This window comes from Amycolatopsis sp. NPDC041971 (assembly GCF_055588925.1).
Genome location: NZ_JBVJCE010000008.1, coordinates 172645 through 187390 on the forward strand (window position 1 = coordinate 172645; position 14746 = coordinate 187390).

At 69.5% G+C, this 14746-nt stretch carries 14 protein-coding genes; 9 read left to right on the forward strand and 5 right to left on the reverse strand.

Features of this window, described 5'->3' with window-relative positions; all coding sequences use genetic code 11:
- Window positions 1-265: 265 nt before the first annotated feature.
- From ACZ6DT_RS18470 to ACZ6DT_RS18485, 4 genes are all read right to left on the reverse strand, one after another.
- Window positions 266-1135: a 1,4-dihydroxy-2-naphthoate polyprenyltransferase gene (locus tag ACZ6DT_RS18470; protein ID WP_465596171.1), complete on the reverse strand. Its 870-nt coding sequence runs from the start codon at window positions 1133-1135 to the stop codon at window positions 266-268.
- 46 nt (window positions 1136-1181) lie between these two features.
- Entirely contained in the window at window positions 1182-1436 is a 255-nt protein-coding gene (locus ACZ6DT_RS18475) for a hypothetical protein (protein WP_465596174.1), read from the reverse strand.
- Entirely contained in the window at window positions 1433-2557 is a 1125-nt protein-coding gene (gene menE / locus ACZ6DT_RS18480) for an o-succinylbenzoate--CoA ligase (RefSeq protein ID WP_465596177.1), read from the reverse strand. Before menE ends, ACZ6DT_RS18475 begins: the two co-directional genes overlap by 4 nt.
- A gap of 86 nt (window positions 2558-2643) precedes the next feature.
- On the reverse strand, window positions 2644-3567 hold the full coding sequence (locus ACZ6DT_RS18485; RefSeq protein WP_465596180.1) for a 1,4-dihydroxy-2-naphthoyl-CoA synthase: 924 nt from the start codon (window positions 3565-3567) through the stop codon (window positions 2644-2646).
- A 57-nt stretch (window positions 3568-3624) separates the two neighbouring features.
- Here ACZ6DT_RS18485 and menD point away from each other — a divergent pair, with 57 nt between their 5' ends.
- The 3 genes from menD to ACZ6DT_RS18500 all read left to right on the forward strand — a co-directional run bounded on the left by menD (window position 3625) and on the right by ACZ6DT_RS18500 (window position 7390).
- Window positions 3625-5301, forward strand: coding sequence for a 2-succinyl-5-enolpyruvyl-6-hydroxy-3-cyclohexene-1-carboxylic-acid synthase (menD, locus tag ACZ6DT_RS18490; protein ID WP_465596183.1), 1677 nt, complete (start codon window positions 3625-3627; stop codon window positions 5299-5301).
- 108 nt (window positions 5302-5409) lie between these two features.
- Window positions 5410-6924 carry a M1 family metallopeptidase gene (locus tag ACZ6DT_RS18495; RefSeq protein ID WP_465596186.1) on the forward strand — a complete coding sequence of 505 codons (1515 nt, stop codon included), beginning with the start codon at window positions 5410-5412 and terminating at the stop codon, window positions 6922-6924.
- Between the two features lie 22 nt (window positions 6925-6946).
- Window positions 6947-7390 (forward strand): DUF3592 domain-containing protein, encoded by a 444-nt coding sequence (locus tag ACZ6DT_RS18500; protein WP_465596189.1) that lies wholly within the window; start codon window positions 6947-6949, stop codon window positions 7388-7390.
- Window positions 7391-7570: 180 nt separating this feature from the next.
- Here ACZ6DT_RS18500 and ACZ6DT_RS18505 read toward each other — a convergent pair whose 3' ends face one another.
- Complete coding sequence (locus ACZ6DT_RS18505) at window positions 7571-8401, reverse strand: inositol monophosphatase family protein (protein ID WP_465596192.1); 831 nt, start codon at window positions 8399-8401, stop codon at window positions 7571-7573.
- Window positions 8402-8512: 111 nt separating this feature from the next.
- On the opposite strand from ACZ6DT_RS18505, the gene ACZ6DT_RS18510 reads away from it, so the two are divergent.
- The 6 genes from ACZ6DT_RS18510 (at window position 8513) to ACZ6DT_RS18535 (ending at window position 14743) form a co-directional block, all read left to right on the forward strand.
- A complete protein-coding gene (locus ACZ6DT_RS18510; protein ID WP_465596195.1) occupies window positions 8513-9631 on the forward strand; it encodes a glycosyltransferase family 4 protein in 1119 nt (372 codons plus the stop codon).
- A gap of 43 nt (window positions 9632-9674) precedes the next feature.
- Window positions 9675-10778, forward strand: a complete 1104-nt coding sequence (locus ACZ6DT_RS18515) for a glycosyltransferase (protein WP_465596198.1) — start codon at window positions 9675-9677, stop codon at window positions 10776-10778.
- 125 nt (window positions 10779-10903) lie between these two features.
- On the forward strand, window positions 10904-11674 hold the full coding sequence (locus tag ACZ6DT_RS18520; RefSeq protein ID WP_465596201.1) for an AfsR/SARP family transcriptional regulator: 771 nt from the start codon (window positions 10904-10906) through the stop codon (window positions 11672-11674).
- 69 nt (window positions 11675-11743) lie between these two features.
- Window positions 11744-12517 (forward strand): demethylmenaquinone methyltransferase, encoded by a 774-nt coding sequence (locus ACZ6DT_RS18525; RefSeq protein ID WP_465596204.1) that lies wholly within the window; start codon window positions 11744-11746, stop codon window positions 12515-12517.
- On the forward strand, window positions 12498-13784 hold the full coding sequence (locus tag ACZ6DT_RS18530; RefSeq protein ID WP_465596207.1) for a geranylgeranyl reductase family protein: 1287 nt from the start codon (window positions 12498-12500) through the stop codon (window positions 13782-13784). Before ACZ6DT_RS18525 ends, ACZ6DT_RS18530 begins: the two co-directional genes overlap by 20 nt.
- Before the next feature lie 551 nt (window positions 13785-14335).
- Window positions 14336-14743 carry an NADH-quinone oxidoreductase subunit A gene (locus ACZ6DT_RS18535; protein ID WP_465596578.1) on the forward strand — a complete coding sequence of 136 codons (408 nt, stop codon included), beginning with the start codon at window positions 14336-14338 and terminating at the stop codon, window positions 14741-14743.
- Window positions 14744-14746: the final 3 nt, after the last annotated feature.

Below are 14746 nucleotides of genomic sequence, written 5' to 3' on the forward strand. Positions count from 1 at the left end.
TCCTGGGCGGCCTACCTCAGGTTCGCCGGATCACCAAAAGAGCAAGGGACCTTTGCTCTCGCCTGGACTGCATTTAGTGGTCGCCCAGGCGTCGGAGCACTACCGGCGGTGGTCCGAGGCGGAAAACTCAAGGGATGAACGGTGCGTTCATCCCCGCTCGCGCTGTCCGGGCCCGCAGTGAGCCGATAGGTCGTCACTGTGTGGATTTCGGGTCATCCAACGCACCGAAATCCACACGGTCCCGCATCAGAGGTCCGGTGACGGCTCAAAGCGCGAGGGCAACCGCGGTCAGCACGGCCCACCCCAGCATCGCGAATCCGGTGTCCCGCAGCGCCGGGATCAGTGCCCGCCCCCGCGCGCCGCCGCCGACGGCCTTGACCGACTTCAGCAGCAGCGGCGCGGTCAGCAGCCCCAGCAGCGCCCACGGCGTCACGAAGGCCAGCAGCACACTTACGACGTACGGGATCGCGACCAGCGTCAGGTAAAGGCGCCGGGTGCCGTCGTCGCCGAGCCGGGTGGCGAGCGTGCGCTTGCCGGACTCGATGTCGGTCGGGATGTCGCGGAGGTTGTTGGCGGTCAGTACTCCGGTCGAGAACGAGCCGACGGCGACCGCGCAGCCGAGCGCCGTCCAGCTGAGCTGTCCGGCTTGGACGTACACGGTGCCCAGCACGCCGGCCAGCCCGAAGAAGACGAAGACCGCGATTTCGCCGAAACCGTAGTAGCCGTAAGGCTTTTTGCCGCCGGTGTAGAACCAGGCGCCGAGGATGCAGACCGCGCCCATCGCCAGCAGCCACCACAGACCGCTGATCGCGACGAGGACGAGCCCGAGGACTCCGGCGAGTCCGAGGGCCACGAGGGCGGCCGTCAGGACGGCCTTCGGCTTTGCCACCCCGGAGCCGACCAGCCGCAGCGGGCCGACGCGGTTCTCGTCGGTGCCGCGGATGCCGTCGGAGTAGTCGTTGGCGTAGTTGACGCCGACGATCAGGGCCAGCGAGACCAGCAGCGCGAGAATCGAGCGGGACCAGGAGAAGCCGTCGAGCGCGACCGCCGCGCCGACTCCGGCGACCACCGGCGCCACCGCGTTGGGCAGCGTCCGCGGGCGCGCCCCTTCGATCCATTCACCAGCAGTCGCCATGTCGCCATTCTGGCCCTGGCGACTACCCGCCGGTATGCGGGGCTCGTCACCTGTTCGAGTCATCGCGAGCGGGTGACGAGTCGCGTTGCTTCAGGTCGTCGATCGTGTCTTCCAGGGTCCAGGTGAGCGTGCCGCTGTCCGGAACGGCGGTTTCCGGTTCGTCCGCCGGCACGGGCCCGGCCGAAGCGACCAGACCATCGTGACGGCCGATACTGTGCGTGTCCAGCGCGTCATGCCTGGACTTAAACCCGCGGGTAATGACCGGGTCAGCAACGTCCCCGGCAATCGGTGGAGAATTCACGACCTTCGTAGGAGGTTCCGGACGGCCGTCCTGTCGACCTTCCCGGGGCCCCGCAGCGGGAGTTCTTCGGCGAACTCGACGCGCTTCGGAGCGGCCGCGGCACCGGCCTCTTCGCGACACGCGGCCCGCAGCGAATCGACGTCGCAGCCTGCGCCGACGACGAGCGCGACGACGGCTTCGCCCCACTCGGGGTCAGGTACCCCGACCACGCACGCGTCCCGGATCCCGGGCTGCGCGGTCAAGATCCGTTCGACGGTCGCGGCCGCCACCTTCACCCCGCCGGTGTTGATCATGTCGTCGATCCGCCCGAGGATCTCCAACCGCCCGTCGGCCGCCCACCGGCCGCGATCGGAAGTGCGGAACCTGCCGTCCTCGAAGGCCTCCGCGGTGAGGTCGGGTCGCAGCCGGTAGCCGTGCGCGAGCACGTCACCGGTGATCCAGACCCGCTCGTCTTCGAGTTCGACGTGTACTCCGTCCAGGGGTACGCCTTCGTAGACGCAGCCGCTCGCGGTCTCGCTCATGCCGTACGCGGGCACGATCTTCACGCCCGCTTCGGCGGCGCGCTCCCGCAGATCCGCGGTGGTCGCCGCCGCGCCGACGATGATCGCGTCGAAAGCGCGGGCCGCCGCCAGACCGGGTCCGCCCGCGTCGAGCAGCCGTCCGAGCTGGGTCGGCACGAGCGCGGTGTAACGCGGCCCGTCCAGTGACAGCAGCGGCGCGGCGGCCTCGGCGAAGTCGTCCGGCCGGAAACCGGGGGCGGACAGCACGGCGGGCGTCGTCCCCGCCAGCAGCGAGCGGATCAGCACCTGCAGTCCGCCGATGTACTGCGCCGGGGTCGCGAGCAGCCAGTGCCCCGGACCGCCGAGCCGCGCATGGGTGGCTCGCGCCGACGCTGTGAGCGCCGACGCTGACAGGAGCACGCCCTTCGGCTCACCGGTGGACCCGGAGGTGGCGATGATCACCGCCGTCCCGGGTTCGGCCGGGCGCGTCGGCTCCATCGCGTCGCGCAGGGCCTCGGACGCGTAGGGGAGGACGGCCGGACCGCCGCCGAGCGCCTCGGCCAAGGCCGAGGTCAGCCCGTCGATCGACGCCGGACTCCCGTCCATCCCTACTGCACGCATCCCGCCAGCCTACGGCCCGCATTTCGTCCTCTGAATGCGGTAGTTGCGTACGCAACTACCGCATTCAGAGGACGAAATGCGGGGGGCTAGTAGTAGTAAGGGAAGGCCGACCAGTCGGGGGAGCGCTTCTCCAGGAAGGAGTCGCGGCCTTCGACGGCTTCGTCCTGCATGTACGCCAGCCGGGTGGTCTCGCCGGCGAAGAGCTGCTGGCCGACCAGGCCGTCGTCGGTGAGGTTGAACGCGTACTTGAGCATCCGCTGCGCGGTCGGCGACTTGCCGTTGATCGTCCACGCCCAGTCCAGCGCCTCGGCCTCGAGCTGCGCGTGCGGGACGGCCGAGTTGACCGCGCCCATCGCCTGCATCCGCTCGGCCGTGTACTCGCGCCCGAGGAAGAAGATCTCCCGCGCGAACTTCTGCCCGACCTGCTTGGCGAGGTACGCAGACCCATAACCGCCGTCGAAGGAGCCGACGTCGGCGTCGGTCTGCTTGAACCGCGCGTGCTCGGCCGACGCGAGCGTGAGGTCGCACACCACGTGCAGCGAGTGCCCGCCGCCCGCCGCCCAGCCCGGGACCACGGCGATGACCACCTTCGGCATGAACCTGATCAGCCGCTGGACCTCGAGGATGTGCAGCCGTCCGGCCCTCGCCGGATCGATCGTGTCGGAGGTCTCCCCGTCCGCGTACTGATACCCGGAGCGTCCGCGAATACGCTGGTCACCACCGGAACAAAACGCCCAGCCGCCGTCCTTCGGCGATGGACCGTTGCCGGTGAGCAGGACGCAGCCGACGTCCGAGCTCATCCGCGCGTGGTCGAGCGCGCGGTACAGCTCGTCGACGGTGTGCGGACGGAAGGCGTTGCGGACCTCGGGACGGTCGAACGCGATACGCACCACCCGTTTGCCTGAGCGGCTCTCAGCGGAGCGGTGATAGGTGATGTCGGTGAAGTCGAAACCGTCGACTTCGGTCCACAAGGCCGGGTCGAACAGCTCGGAAACCTGGGCGTCATCCACGTTTGGGAGAATAGGACGTGTGGCCGTGAGTCGTAGTGTGAAACCCGAGGTCTGCCGGTGAACCCTTCCACCGCGCAGGCCAGGGTCATCGTCGACGAACTCGTCCGCAACACCGTCTCGCACGTCGTCCTCTGCCCGGGCTCACGCAACGCCCCGCTGTCGATCGCGCTGTACGACGCGGCGGCAGCCGGACGGCTTCGGCTGCACGTCCGCATCGACGAACGCGGCGCCGGCTTCCTCGCCCTCGGCATCGCCGCGCGCACCGGTCGCCCCGTGGCCATGCTGTGCACCTCGGGGACCGCGGCCGCGAACTTCCACCCCGCCGTGCTGGAGGCCGACCGCGCCGGCGTCCCGTTGATCGTGCTGACCGCCGACCGCCCGCCCGAGCTGCGGGCCGCCGGTGCGAGCCAGGTCATCGACCAGCACCAGCTCTACGGCAACGCCATCCGCTACTTCGATGAGCTCGCCGTCGCCGAACGCCGCGCCGGGCAGAACTCGTACTGGCGCGGCCAGATCTGCCGAGCCTGGAACGCCGCGTACGGCGAGTGGCGCTGCGGGCCGGTGCATCTGAACATCCCGTTCCGCGAGCCGCTCGTGCCGGATGTCGACGATGACGGCGAGTGGTACGAGTCACTCGAAGGGCGTCCCGACGGCGCTCGCTGGACCGAACTACCCGACTTCGGCGCGCTTCCCTCGTTCGTGGTGCCCTCGGCCCGGTCCGGCCTGGTCATCGCTTGCGACACCGGCGTGCAGGCGGCCAGCGAATGGGCCGAGCTGCACGGCTGGCCGGTCGTCTCCGAGACCGGCGGTATCGGACTGGCCGGCGCGACGGCGATCTCGTCCGGCGCGTGGCTGCTCGGCGTCGAGGAGTTCATCTCGCGGCACAAGCCAGAGCAGGTCCTGTGCATCGGGCGTCCGACGGTGTTCCGGCAGGTCCAGCGCGTGCTGTCCGATCCCGAAGTCGAGGTGCTGCTGGTCCGGCCGGATTCGGACTGGCCCGCGCCCGCGCACAACGTCCGCCAGGTCGGCCAGTGGTTCGACGAGCCGACCAAACCGGCTGATCCGGAGTGGCTCGCGAGCTGGCAGCGCGCGGACAAGGCGGCGTCGGCGGCGGTGGCCGAAGCTCTGGCCGCCGAACCGTGGCCGAGTGGGCTGCGCCTGGCGACCGAGCTGGTCGACGCGGTCCCGGAGGGGTCGCTGCTGGTCGTGGGCTCGTCCAACCCGACCCGTGACGTCGCGCTCGCCGGACGGCTGCGGCCCGACGTCCTCGTGCACCGCAACCGCGGCGTCGCCGGGATCGACGGCATGGTGTCGACCGCGATCGGCGCCGCGACCGTCCACAGGGGACATTCGTACGCCCTGCTCGGCGACCTGACGTTCCTGCACGACGCGAGCGGCCTGCTGACCGGGCCCGCCGAACAGCGTCCCGACCTGACGATCGTGGTGCTCAACGACGACGGCGGCGGCATCTTCTCCCTGCTGGAGCAGGGCGCGCCCGAGCACGATGCCAGCTTCGAACGCGTCTTCGGCACGCCGCACGGCGCCGATCTCGGTGCCCTGTGCGCCGGCTACCGCGTGCCGCATGTCGTCGCCGAGACGCTCACCGAGTTCCGCGCGGCGCTCAAGCCCGCGCCGGGCCTGCGGGTGGTGGAGGTCCGGGTGGACCGAACGCGTCACCGCGAGCTGCACGCGCGCCTCCGTACGGCGGTGTCGTCGGCCGTGCGTGCTGTCTAGCCGTATTCCGTCTCAGTCCAGAGGGTAGGAACCCCTCCTTCGGCCGTGTCTGCGCGACGATCGTCTGGCTACGTTCGAGCGCGCTGACAAATCCTGGGAGGATTCGCAATGCGCTTGAAGACTCGCGCCGGCTTCGCCGGATTGACCGCGGGCGTCGTCTCGGTGCTGCTCGTGGGCACCGCGGCCGCCGCACCCGCGCCCGGCTCGATCGGCATCGGCGACCCGTACTACCCGCACGCCGGGAACGGCGGCTACGACGTCGGTCACTACGACCTCCGGCTGAGCTATCAGCCGTCCACCGACCTGCTGTCCGGTGCCACGACGATCCTGCTCACCGCGACGCAGGACCTCTCGGCGTTCAACCTCGACTTCGGTCTGAAGGTGTCGAGCGTCCGGGTCAACAACCGGCCCGCGCGGTTCGCGACGTCGACCGACGGGACCGGTGAGCTGACCGTCACGCCCTCGACGCCGCTGAAGAAGGGCCAGACGGCGACGGTCGTCGTCGCCTACGCGGACACGCCGTCGAAAGTGAAGATCGACGGCTTCACCGCCTGGAAGAAGACCCCGGACGGCGCGCTGGCCGTCGACGAGCCGCAAAGCGCGGCCTGGTGGTTCCCGTCCAACGACCACCCCACCGACCTGGCGACCTACGACATCTCGGTCGAGGTCCCGAACGACGTCGCGGCGCTGTCGAACGGCACGCTCGTGCGCAAGACGGTGCAGCGGCCGGGCTGGACGCGCTGGAACTGGCGCAGCACCAAACCGCAGGCGACGTACCTCACGTCGCTGGAGGTCGGCAAGTTCGAGGTGAACGAGCAGACCACGCCGGACGGCAAACCGTTCATCACCGCCTACGGCGCCGACCTCGGCGAATCGCTCGGCGCGGCCAAGGCCAGCATCGAGCGGACACCGGAGATCACCGAGTTCCTCGCCTCGAAGTTCGGGCCTTACCCGTTCGAGGCGCAGGGCGGCGTCGTCACCACCGGCATCACCTTCGCGCTGGAGAACCAGACGCGGCCGGTCTACGGCGCCAGGGCCTTCCGGTCCGGCTCCAACACGTCGATCGTCGCGCACGAGCAGGCGCACCAGTGGTTCGGCAACAGCGTCACACTCGGCAAGTGGAGTGAAATCTGGCTGAACGAGGGCTTCGCCTCCTACGGCGAATTCCTGTGGTCGGAGGAGACCGGCGAGGGCACGGCCGACGAACTCGCCCAGTACATCTACGACTCCGTGCCGGCCGAGGACCCGTTCTGGCAGGTCCTGCCCGCCGACCCGGGCGCGGACAACCAGTTCGACGCGGCCGTCTACGACCGCGGCGCGCTCGCGGTGCACGCGTTGCGCAAGGCTGTGGGTGACGACACGTTCTTCCGGATCCTGCAGACCTGGCAGCAGGTGAAGAAGGCCAAGTCGGCGGTGATCGGAGAGTTCATCGCGCTCGCGGAGAAGATTTCGGGCAAACCGCTGTACGACCTCTTCCAGACGTGGCTGTACACCAAGGGCAAGCCCGCGGTGAGCCCCAACGGCGCGCCTGCTCTCCGGGCCGCTGTGGCGCCTGTCGCACCGAAGTCCTACCCGCAGATCAAGGCGACCCATGAATTCCTCGCCGAGCGACACGCCCACTGACGGGTAGCGCTACGCTCGCGGCGTGACGGCCAAAACGGAGCGGGTGAGGCGCATCGGGTGGTATGCCACCCTCGTTGTCGCCTCACTCGTCACCGTGCTCGGCGTCTCGCTGCTGTTCGCCGCCATCCGCAACGACAACGCGATCGAAGCGGAACTCGGGCAGGCGACGGCGCAGGTCGAATCGGTGATGTTCGACCGCACGATCATCAATTACGCCACCCCCGACGGCATCATGCACAGCCCGGCCAACGGCGTACTCTACCCCTCCGGGCTGGCCGCCGGGCAGCTGGTGAACATCGAGTACGACGTCGGCGACCCGGAACTCGCGCGGGTGGCAGGCCGCTCGGCGGCGACCACGTTGCTGCCGCTGGGCAGCATGATCTTCTTCACCTGGCTGATCGCCGGCCCGCTGCTGTGGTGGATCCGGCGGCAGAACACCCGGTCGCGGGCCGAGTCGTCCGTCTGATCACGTGAGTCCCGCGCTCGATCACGTGAGTCCCGCGTTCGATCACGTGAGTCCCGCGTTCGATCACGTGAGTCGTCCGGATCAGTTCCGCGAGTTCGCTGTGCGGAACCGGCGAACTCGCGTGATCAGAAGCGGAACTCGCGTGATCAGAGGCGGAACTCGCGTGATTGGAAGGCGAACTCAGCCGACCGACTCCTGCCACCAGCCCAAGACCTCGTCGGCCACCCCCGGTGCCGCCACCAGCAGCGCGTCGACCGGCAGGGCCGAGTCTTCCCCGTGCCGGTCCAGCACCACGGCTCCGGCCTCGATGGCCAGCGCGACCGATCCGGCGACGTCCCATTCGCGGTAGTTGTGCAGTACCGCCGCGGCCGCGTGTCCCAGCGCGACCTGCGCGATCGCCAAGGCCGCCGAGCCGAGCACCCGGACCCCGGCGTGCGCGGCGGCGGCCCGTTCGATGAACTGGCCCATCCCCGGCCAGACACCCTTGCGGGTGAGTTCCGTGCAGACGATCGCGCCGGCGATCCCGCGGCGGTCTCTGAGCATGATCGGTTTGCCGTTCGCCCTGGCCCCGCGGCCGCGCGCGGCGGCGTAGATCTGGGCGCGGTACGGGTCCGCGACCACGCCGACCACCGGTCCCGAGGCGTCGATCAGGGCGAGGCTGTACGCGCACCAGGGGACACCGGCGACGTAATTCGCGGTGCCGTCGACCGGGTCGACCACCCAGCGGTATTCGGCGACGTCGGCCCCGTGGTCGGCGCCGAATTCGCCGCCGACGACAGGGATGCCGGGGAATTCCGCGGTCAGCACACGGCGGGTGTGGCGTTCGAGGATCCGGTCCGTGTCGGTGACCCAGTCGAAGGGCGAGTCCTTCGGGTCGGGCTGGGCGCCGCGGCCCGCGGTCGCGGTGATCACGTCGGTCGCGTCGTTGGCCAGCCGCCCGGCCACTTCGAGGGCCCTCGACACCAGCCCTGGCTCGACGGGCTGAGGCGGCCTTGACGACAGGAGGGTCATGCCTGACTAGTGTGGCCGAGTCTGGTTTACGGAACACGACCTTGAGATGACATGTCGTCTGTTCCGTTTCTGTTGGCGTGGGCGTCACAACCGGATGCGACAGTGATCCGCGTGCGAGTCGCGATAGTCACCGAGAGTTTCCTGCCCCAGGTGAACGGCGTGACCAACTCCGTGCTCCGCGTCGTGGAACACCTCCGCGACCGCGCGCACGACGTGCTGATCATCGCCCCGGGGCCGGGTCCCGTGGAGTACCTCGGCGCCCCGGTCGTGCGCATTCCCGCCCTCGACTTCCCCGGTGTGAACTCCCTCCCGATCGGCGTGCCGACCAGGACGGTGCTCACCGCCCTTGCCGATTTCGGACCGGACGTGGTGCATCTGGCGTCGCCGTTCGTGGTCGGCGCCCGCGGTCTCGCCGCGGCCAGACGGCTGCGGGTGCCATGTGTGGCGGTGTACCAGACCGACATCGCCGGTTTCGCCGCCGCGTACGGCTTCGGCATCGCGGCCCGCGCGGCGTGGCGCTGGGTGTGCCGTCTGCACTCGCGGGCCGACCGCACGCTCGCGCCGTCGACGGATTCGGTGGAACAGCTGAAACTGCACGGGATCCCGCGGGTGCACCGCTGGGCACGCGGCGTCGACATCGAGCGGTTCTCGCCGGTCCACGCCGATCCCGCGTTGCGCGCGGAGCTGGCGCCCAACGGCGAACTGCTGGTCGGTTTCGTCGGCAGGCTCGCGCCCGAGAAGGAGGTCGAGCGGCTGACCGCGCTCGCCGGGGTGGACGGGATCCGCGTGGTCGTCGTCGGTGACGGACCGGAGTTGCCGATGCTGCGCGAACGGATCCCGGGCGCGGCGTTCCTCGGTGCCCTTTACGGCGAAGAGCTCTCCGCCGCGTACGCGAGCCTCGACGTGTTCGTCCACACAGGACCACACGAGACGTTCTGCCAGGCCATCCAGGAAGCGATGGCGTCCGGGCTGCCGGTACTGGCGCCGAACGCGGGCGGTCCGAAGGATCTGGTCCTGCCCGGCCGCACGGGATACCTGCTGCCCGCCGACCGGGCCGGGTTCGCGACGACGCTGGTGGACAAGGTGAACGACCTGCGCGACGAAGCGCTGCGCGCCAGGCTGGGGGAGAAGGCGCGCAAGGTCGTGCTGGGCCGGACTTGGCCCGCCGTCTGCCGGGAACTGGTCGGCCATTACGAGGCCGTTCAGGGCAAAGTCGCTCGAGCGGCTTAACGATGCACGGGCCGGGAAAGACCGGGCGCAAGGCGGACTCGAAATGCACATAGTCCAGCTGGCCAACTTCTACGGGCCACGCTCGGGCGGTTTGAAGACCGCGCTGCACCATCTCGGCGCCGGCTACGTGGCGAGCGGCCATCAGGTGACCCTCGTGGTGCCTGGACAGTGCTATGCGGACGAGACGCTTCCCTCGGGAGTCCGCCGGTTTTCCCTTCCGGCACCGCGGATCCCGGGCACCGGCGGCTATCGCGCGGTCGATCCGCACCGGGTGCGCGCGGTGCTGAACCGCTTGCGGCCGGACAGACTGGAAGTGTCCGACAGGCTCACGTTGCGCGGCATGGGCGGGTGGGCGCGGCGCAACGGCGTGCCCAGCATGGTGATCTCGCACGAGCGGCTGGACAGGCTGCTGGAGCAGTTCCTGATGCCGGAACCGGTCGCGCGGCGTGTCGCGGACGTCGCGAACCGGCGGATGGCGCGGCGTTACGACACGGTCGTCTGCACGACGGCGTTCGCCCGCGCGGAATTCGACCGGATCGCCGCGCCGAACGTGCGGCGCGTCCCGCTCGGCGTCGACCTCACGACGTTCACCCCAGGCCGGCGCGACGACGGCTGGCGGCACACGCTGACCGGGAACGCCGACGCGCTGATCGTCCACTGTGGACGTTTGTCGCCGGAGAAGCACGTCGAGCGCAGTGTGGACACCGTCGCCGAACTGACCGAGGCAGGGCACCGTGTGCGGCTCGTGATCGCGGGTGACGGCCCTCGGCGGCGGGCGCTGGAACGGCGGGCGCGCGGGCTCCCGGTGACCTTCCTCGGCTTCCTTGCCGGACGCGGCGACGTCGCCCGCTTGCTGGCCAGCGCGGACGTCTCCCTCGCACCCGGTCCACACGAGACGTTCGGGCTGGCCGCGTTGGAGGCGCTCGCTTCGGGGACGCCGGTGGTGGTCTCGGCGTCGTCGGCACTGCGGGAGATCGTGCGCCCAGGCTGCGGCGAGGCGGTGGACGATCGCGCCCCCGCTTTCGCCGGTGCCGTCACTGGTCTGTTGGAGCGTCCCGAGGACGCAAGGCGGGCGGCGGCGCGGGCGCGAGCGGAGGAATTCGCCTGGCCGCGGTCGGTGCAGGGAATGCTCTCCGCACTCGCCTGAATACCATCCACGCCCCCGCCACCACCCTCAGCGGAGGAGCCTCGCTCCCAGGCTTGTGTCTTTGTATCTCTTTTGTACAACCGGCATTCATCGTCCCCTCACGCCATCGAGCGAGAGGACGGCACGTGAGGTTCGAAGTACTGGGCACGTTCAGCATCTCTTCCGGTTCGCGGTCGGTCCCGCTGCACGGCCGGATGAGGAGAACGCTCCTCGGCGTGCTGCTGGTCCGGGCGAACACCTTCGTGCCGGTGAACGTGCTCACCGAGGCCCTGTGGGAGACCAAGTGGGAGCCGCGGGCGGTGCCGAAGCTGCACTGGCACGTCCACAAGCTGCGGCAGGCCCTGCCCGAAGGAGACCGGCTCGGCTTCGACAACGGCGGCTACCGGCTGGAGGTCCACCCCGGCGAACTGGACGTCGAGACCTTCGAGACGCTGGCGGGCCAGGCGCTGAAGTCCGCGGACCCCGCGCAGCGCGCCTCGCTGATCCGGCAGGCACTCACGCACTGGCACGGCGCGCCCTACGACAGCTTGGACGTCCCGCTGCTTTCGGACGAGACGATGCGCCTCTCGGAGCACCGCCTGGTCCTGCTCGAAGAGCTCTACCAGGCCGAACTCGATCTCGGACGACACGCGAGCGCGGCCGTCGAACTGGCGGATCTGGTGCGGCGGCATCCCTTGCGGCAGCGTGCCCAGTACCTCCTGATGGACGCTCTTTGGCGCGCCGGGCGCACCTCCGACGCGTTGGCGGCGTACCGGCGGGCGCGCCGGGTGTCGGTCGATCAGCTCGGCCTCGAACCGGGGCCGGAACTGCGGTCGCTGGAGCGGAGGATCCTCGCCGGTGAGAGCGCGGGGGCCGGTGCGCACCGTGCCCCGGCGTTGCTTCACCGAGCCAGGTGAACCTACGGCGCGTCGCTTTGCTCCCGCTTGGCCGACCCGTCTCAGGACCTCGGGGTTATGGTTCGAGGCATGTCCCGAGCGAGTCTTGACAAGGATCCGCACGAAGTCGCCGCCATGTTCGACGACGTCGCGGACGGCTACGACCGCGCGAATTCGTTCATGACCTTCGGCTTCGACCGCCGCTGGCGTACCGTCACCGGCCGGGTTCTGGACGCCAAACGCGGCGAGAAGGTGCTGGACCTCGCGGCGGGCACCGGCGTGTCCACCGTCGAGTACGCGCGCAACGGCGCCTGGTGCCTCGCGGCGGACTTCTCGGTCGGCATGCTCAAGGCGGGCAAGCACCGCGGCGTCCCCATGGTGGCCGCGGACGCGATGAAGCTGCCGTTCGCCGATGAAAGCTTCGACGCGGTCACCATCTCGCTCGCGCTGCGGAACTTCGTCGACACCAAGGCCGCGCTCACCGAGATCGCGCGGGTGGTCAAACCGGGCGGCCGGCTGGTGATCTGCGAGGTGTCGACGCCCACATTCCCGCCGATCCGGTTCCTGCACCGGAAGTTCATCGCGAAGCTGCTCACCTGGGTCGGCGCCCGGACCTCGTCGAACCCCGAGGCCTACTCCTACCTGGCGGAATCCATGCTGGCCTGGCCGGATCAGCGGACGCTCGGGGAGATCATCGCGAGCGCCGGGTGGACCGAGGTGGAGTGGCTGAACCTCACGTTCGGCGTCGTCGCCATCCACCGCGCCAAAAAGCCCTCCGTAACTCCGCCTTCCTCCCCACCTCCACCCGCAACGGACGGGCTTCGCCCGGCTGTAGATTCGAGTCATGACACGTCGCAACCCTGACCACGACGCCGAGGTCATCGTCGTCGGTGCCGGACCGGCCGGCTCCACCGCCGCCACGTACCTCGCCCGCGCGGGCGTCGACGTGCTGCTGCTGGAGAAGACCGAGTTCCCGCGCGAGAAGGTGTGCGGCGACGGCCTGACCCCGCGCGGCGTCAAGCAGCTCATCGACCTGGGGATCGACACGAGCGAGGACGCGGGCTGGGTGCACAGCCGCGGTCTGCGGATCCTCACCGGCGAGCTCACGCTGGAGCTCGACTGGCCGGATCTGACCAGCTACCCGCCGTACGGCGTCTCGCGGACCCGGCAGGACTTCGACGACCTGCTCGCGAAGACCGCGGTCAAGGCGGGCGCGCGGCTCTACGAGCGCACCACCGTCACCGGTGCCATCACCAGCCCGACCGGCCGCGTGATCGGCGTCGAGGCGAAGGTCGGCCCGGAGAAGACGCCGGTGAGCTATCGCGCTCCGCTGGTACTGGCCTGCGACGGCGTCTCCGCACGGCTCGCGCTGAGCGTCGGCATCCAGAAGAACGAGAAACGCCCGATGGGCGTCGCGGTGCGGCAGTACTACAAGAGCCCGCGCCACGACGACCCGTTCATCGAGGGCCACCTGGAACTGTGGGACCGGTCGGACCCGCGCGACCCGAAGCTGCTGCCCGGTTACGGCTGGGCGTTCCCGCTGGGCGACGGCACGGTGAACGTCGGCCTCGGCATGCTGTCGACGTCGGCCGCGTTCCGCAGCACCGACTACCGCGCGCTGCTGCGCCAATGGCTCGACGGAACGCCCGAGGAATGGGGCTACCGCGAGGAGAACGCCGTCGGCAAGGTCGGCGGCGCGGGCCTTCCGATGGGCTTCAACCGCACCCCGCACTACCGCGACGGCCTGCTGTTGCTCGGCGACGCGGGTGGCATGGTCAGCCCGTTCAACGGCGAGGGCATCTCGGCCGCGATGGAGTCCGCGCAGCTGGCGTCGGAATTCGTCGTGCAGGCGCTGGCGCGACGCGAGGGCCCGTCCCGTGAGCGGGCGCTGGAGGGTTACCCGCGTGCGGTCGGTGAGCTGATGGGCGGGTACTACCGCCTCGGCAACGTGTTCGCGAAGCTGATCGGGAAGCCGAAGGTCATGCACGCCGCGACGAAGTACGGACTGCGGATCAACTCGATCCTTCCGTTGGTCTACAAGGGACTTTCGGGATGCTACGACGCCAAGGGCGGGGACGGCGTCGACCGGCTGATCGCCGCGCTGGCGCGGGCGACGCCCTCCCCGCGCTGACACCTCCGGAACTCGCGTGAAGGCCTCCTTCCTTGCGTCAGGCGCAAGGAAGGAGGCCTTCGCTGGGACTCGCGCGGGTGCTCACGACCCACCTGACCTACGCCTCACCGCGCGCGGCATCTCCCGTCCGTTCCACACGTCTGGACCAGTCACGGGTACTCCGGGCAGTGGTATCGGTCACAGGGCGAAGGTGGCCTAACGGCGCCGGGAAGCCGATCTTGGGGACGACGTCGCAGGTCATCGGTACCGCACGCCGGAAGTAACCGTACTGGCCGTGCGGTCAAGTTAGGGCAGCCTTATAGCACGGGGCCTAGGGACAAGAATGTGAGTCACGTCCTACACTCGCCCCATGCTTTGTGAATCGCTTCACATCCTCGACGGGAGGCTTGTGAACTATTTCACAAGCAAGGGGGCCGTCATGCACGGCCCGTAAGGGTTGCCTAACCCTCGGCGGTGTGACCCAGGTGACTTAGGGTGCCGACCGTGGGAAGCGGTGAACCCCGACTCGAAAACCGCAGCGGCGCGGAAAGGATGGCGAAAACCCCGTGCTGATGTTGCCCGTGCTGACCCAGGCAGGTACTCCCGCAGTACCCAACCTGAACATGTACCTCCCCCTGGTCCTCTTGTTCGTCCTCGCTCTCGGCTTCGCGGTGCTCTCGGTGCTGCTCGGCCCGCTGGTCGGCCCGAGCCGCCCCAACAAGGCGAAGACCGCGGCCTACGAATGCGGTATCGAACCGTCGCCGCAGCCGGTCGTCGGCGGCGGCCGGATGCCGGTCGCGTACTACATCACCGCGATGCTGTTCATCCTGTTCGACATCGAGATGGTCTTCCTCTACCCGTTCGCGGTCTCCGCGGACGCGCTGGGCATGTTCGGCCTGGTGGAGATCGTGCTGTTCATCGCGACGGTCGGTTTCGCGTACGCCTACGTGTGGCGTCGCGGCGGCCTGGATTGGAACTAGAGA

What these genes read in the sequence shown, in the direction of transcription:
- ACZ6DT_RS18470 (WP_465596171.1), bottom strand. Translation starts at nt 1,135, where the DNA reads ATGGCGACTGCTGGTGAATGGATCGAAGGGGCGCGCCCGCGGACGCTG.
- menE (WP_465596177.1), bottom strand. Translation starts at nt 2,557, where the DNA reads ATGCGTGCAGTAGGGATGGACGGGAGTCCGGCGTCGATCGACGGGCTG.
- ACZ6DT_RS18495 (WP_465596186.1), top strand. Translation starts at nt 5,410, where the DNA reads ATGCGCTTGAAGACTCGCGCCGGCTTCGCCGGATTGACCGCGGGCGTC.
- ACZ6DT_RS18505 (WP_465596192.1), bottom strand. Translation starts at nt 8,401, where the DNA reads ATGACCCTCCTGTCGTCAAGGCCGCCTCAGCCCGTCGAGCCAGGGCTG.
- ACZ6DT_RS18515 (WP_465596198.1), top strand. Translation starts at nt 9,675, where the DNA reads ATGCACATAGTCCAGCTGGCCAACTTCTACGGGCCACGCTCGGGCGGT.
- ACZ6DT_RS18525 (WP_465596204.1), top strand. Translation starts at nt 11,744, where the DNA reads ATGTCCCGAGCGAGTCTTGACAAGGATCCGCACGAAGTCGCCGCCATG.
- ACZ6DT_RS18530 (WP_465596207.1), top strand. Translation starts at nt 12,498, where the DNA reads ATGACACGTCGCAACCCTGACCACGACGCCGAGGTCATCGTCGTCGGT.
- ACZ6DT_RS18535 (WP_465596578.1), top strand. Translation starts at nt 14,336, where the DNA reads ATGTTGCCCGTGCTGACCCAGGCAGGTACTCCCGCAGTACCCAACCTG.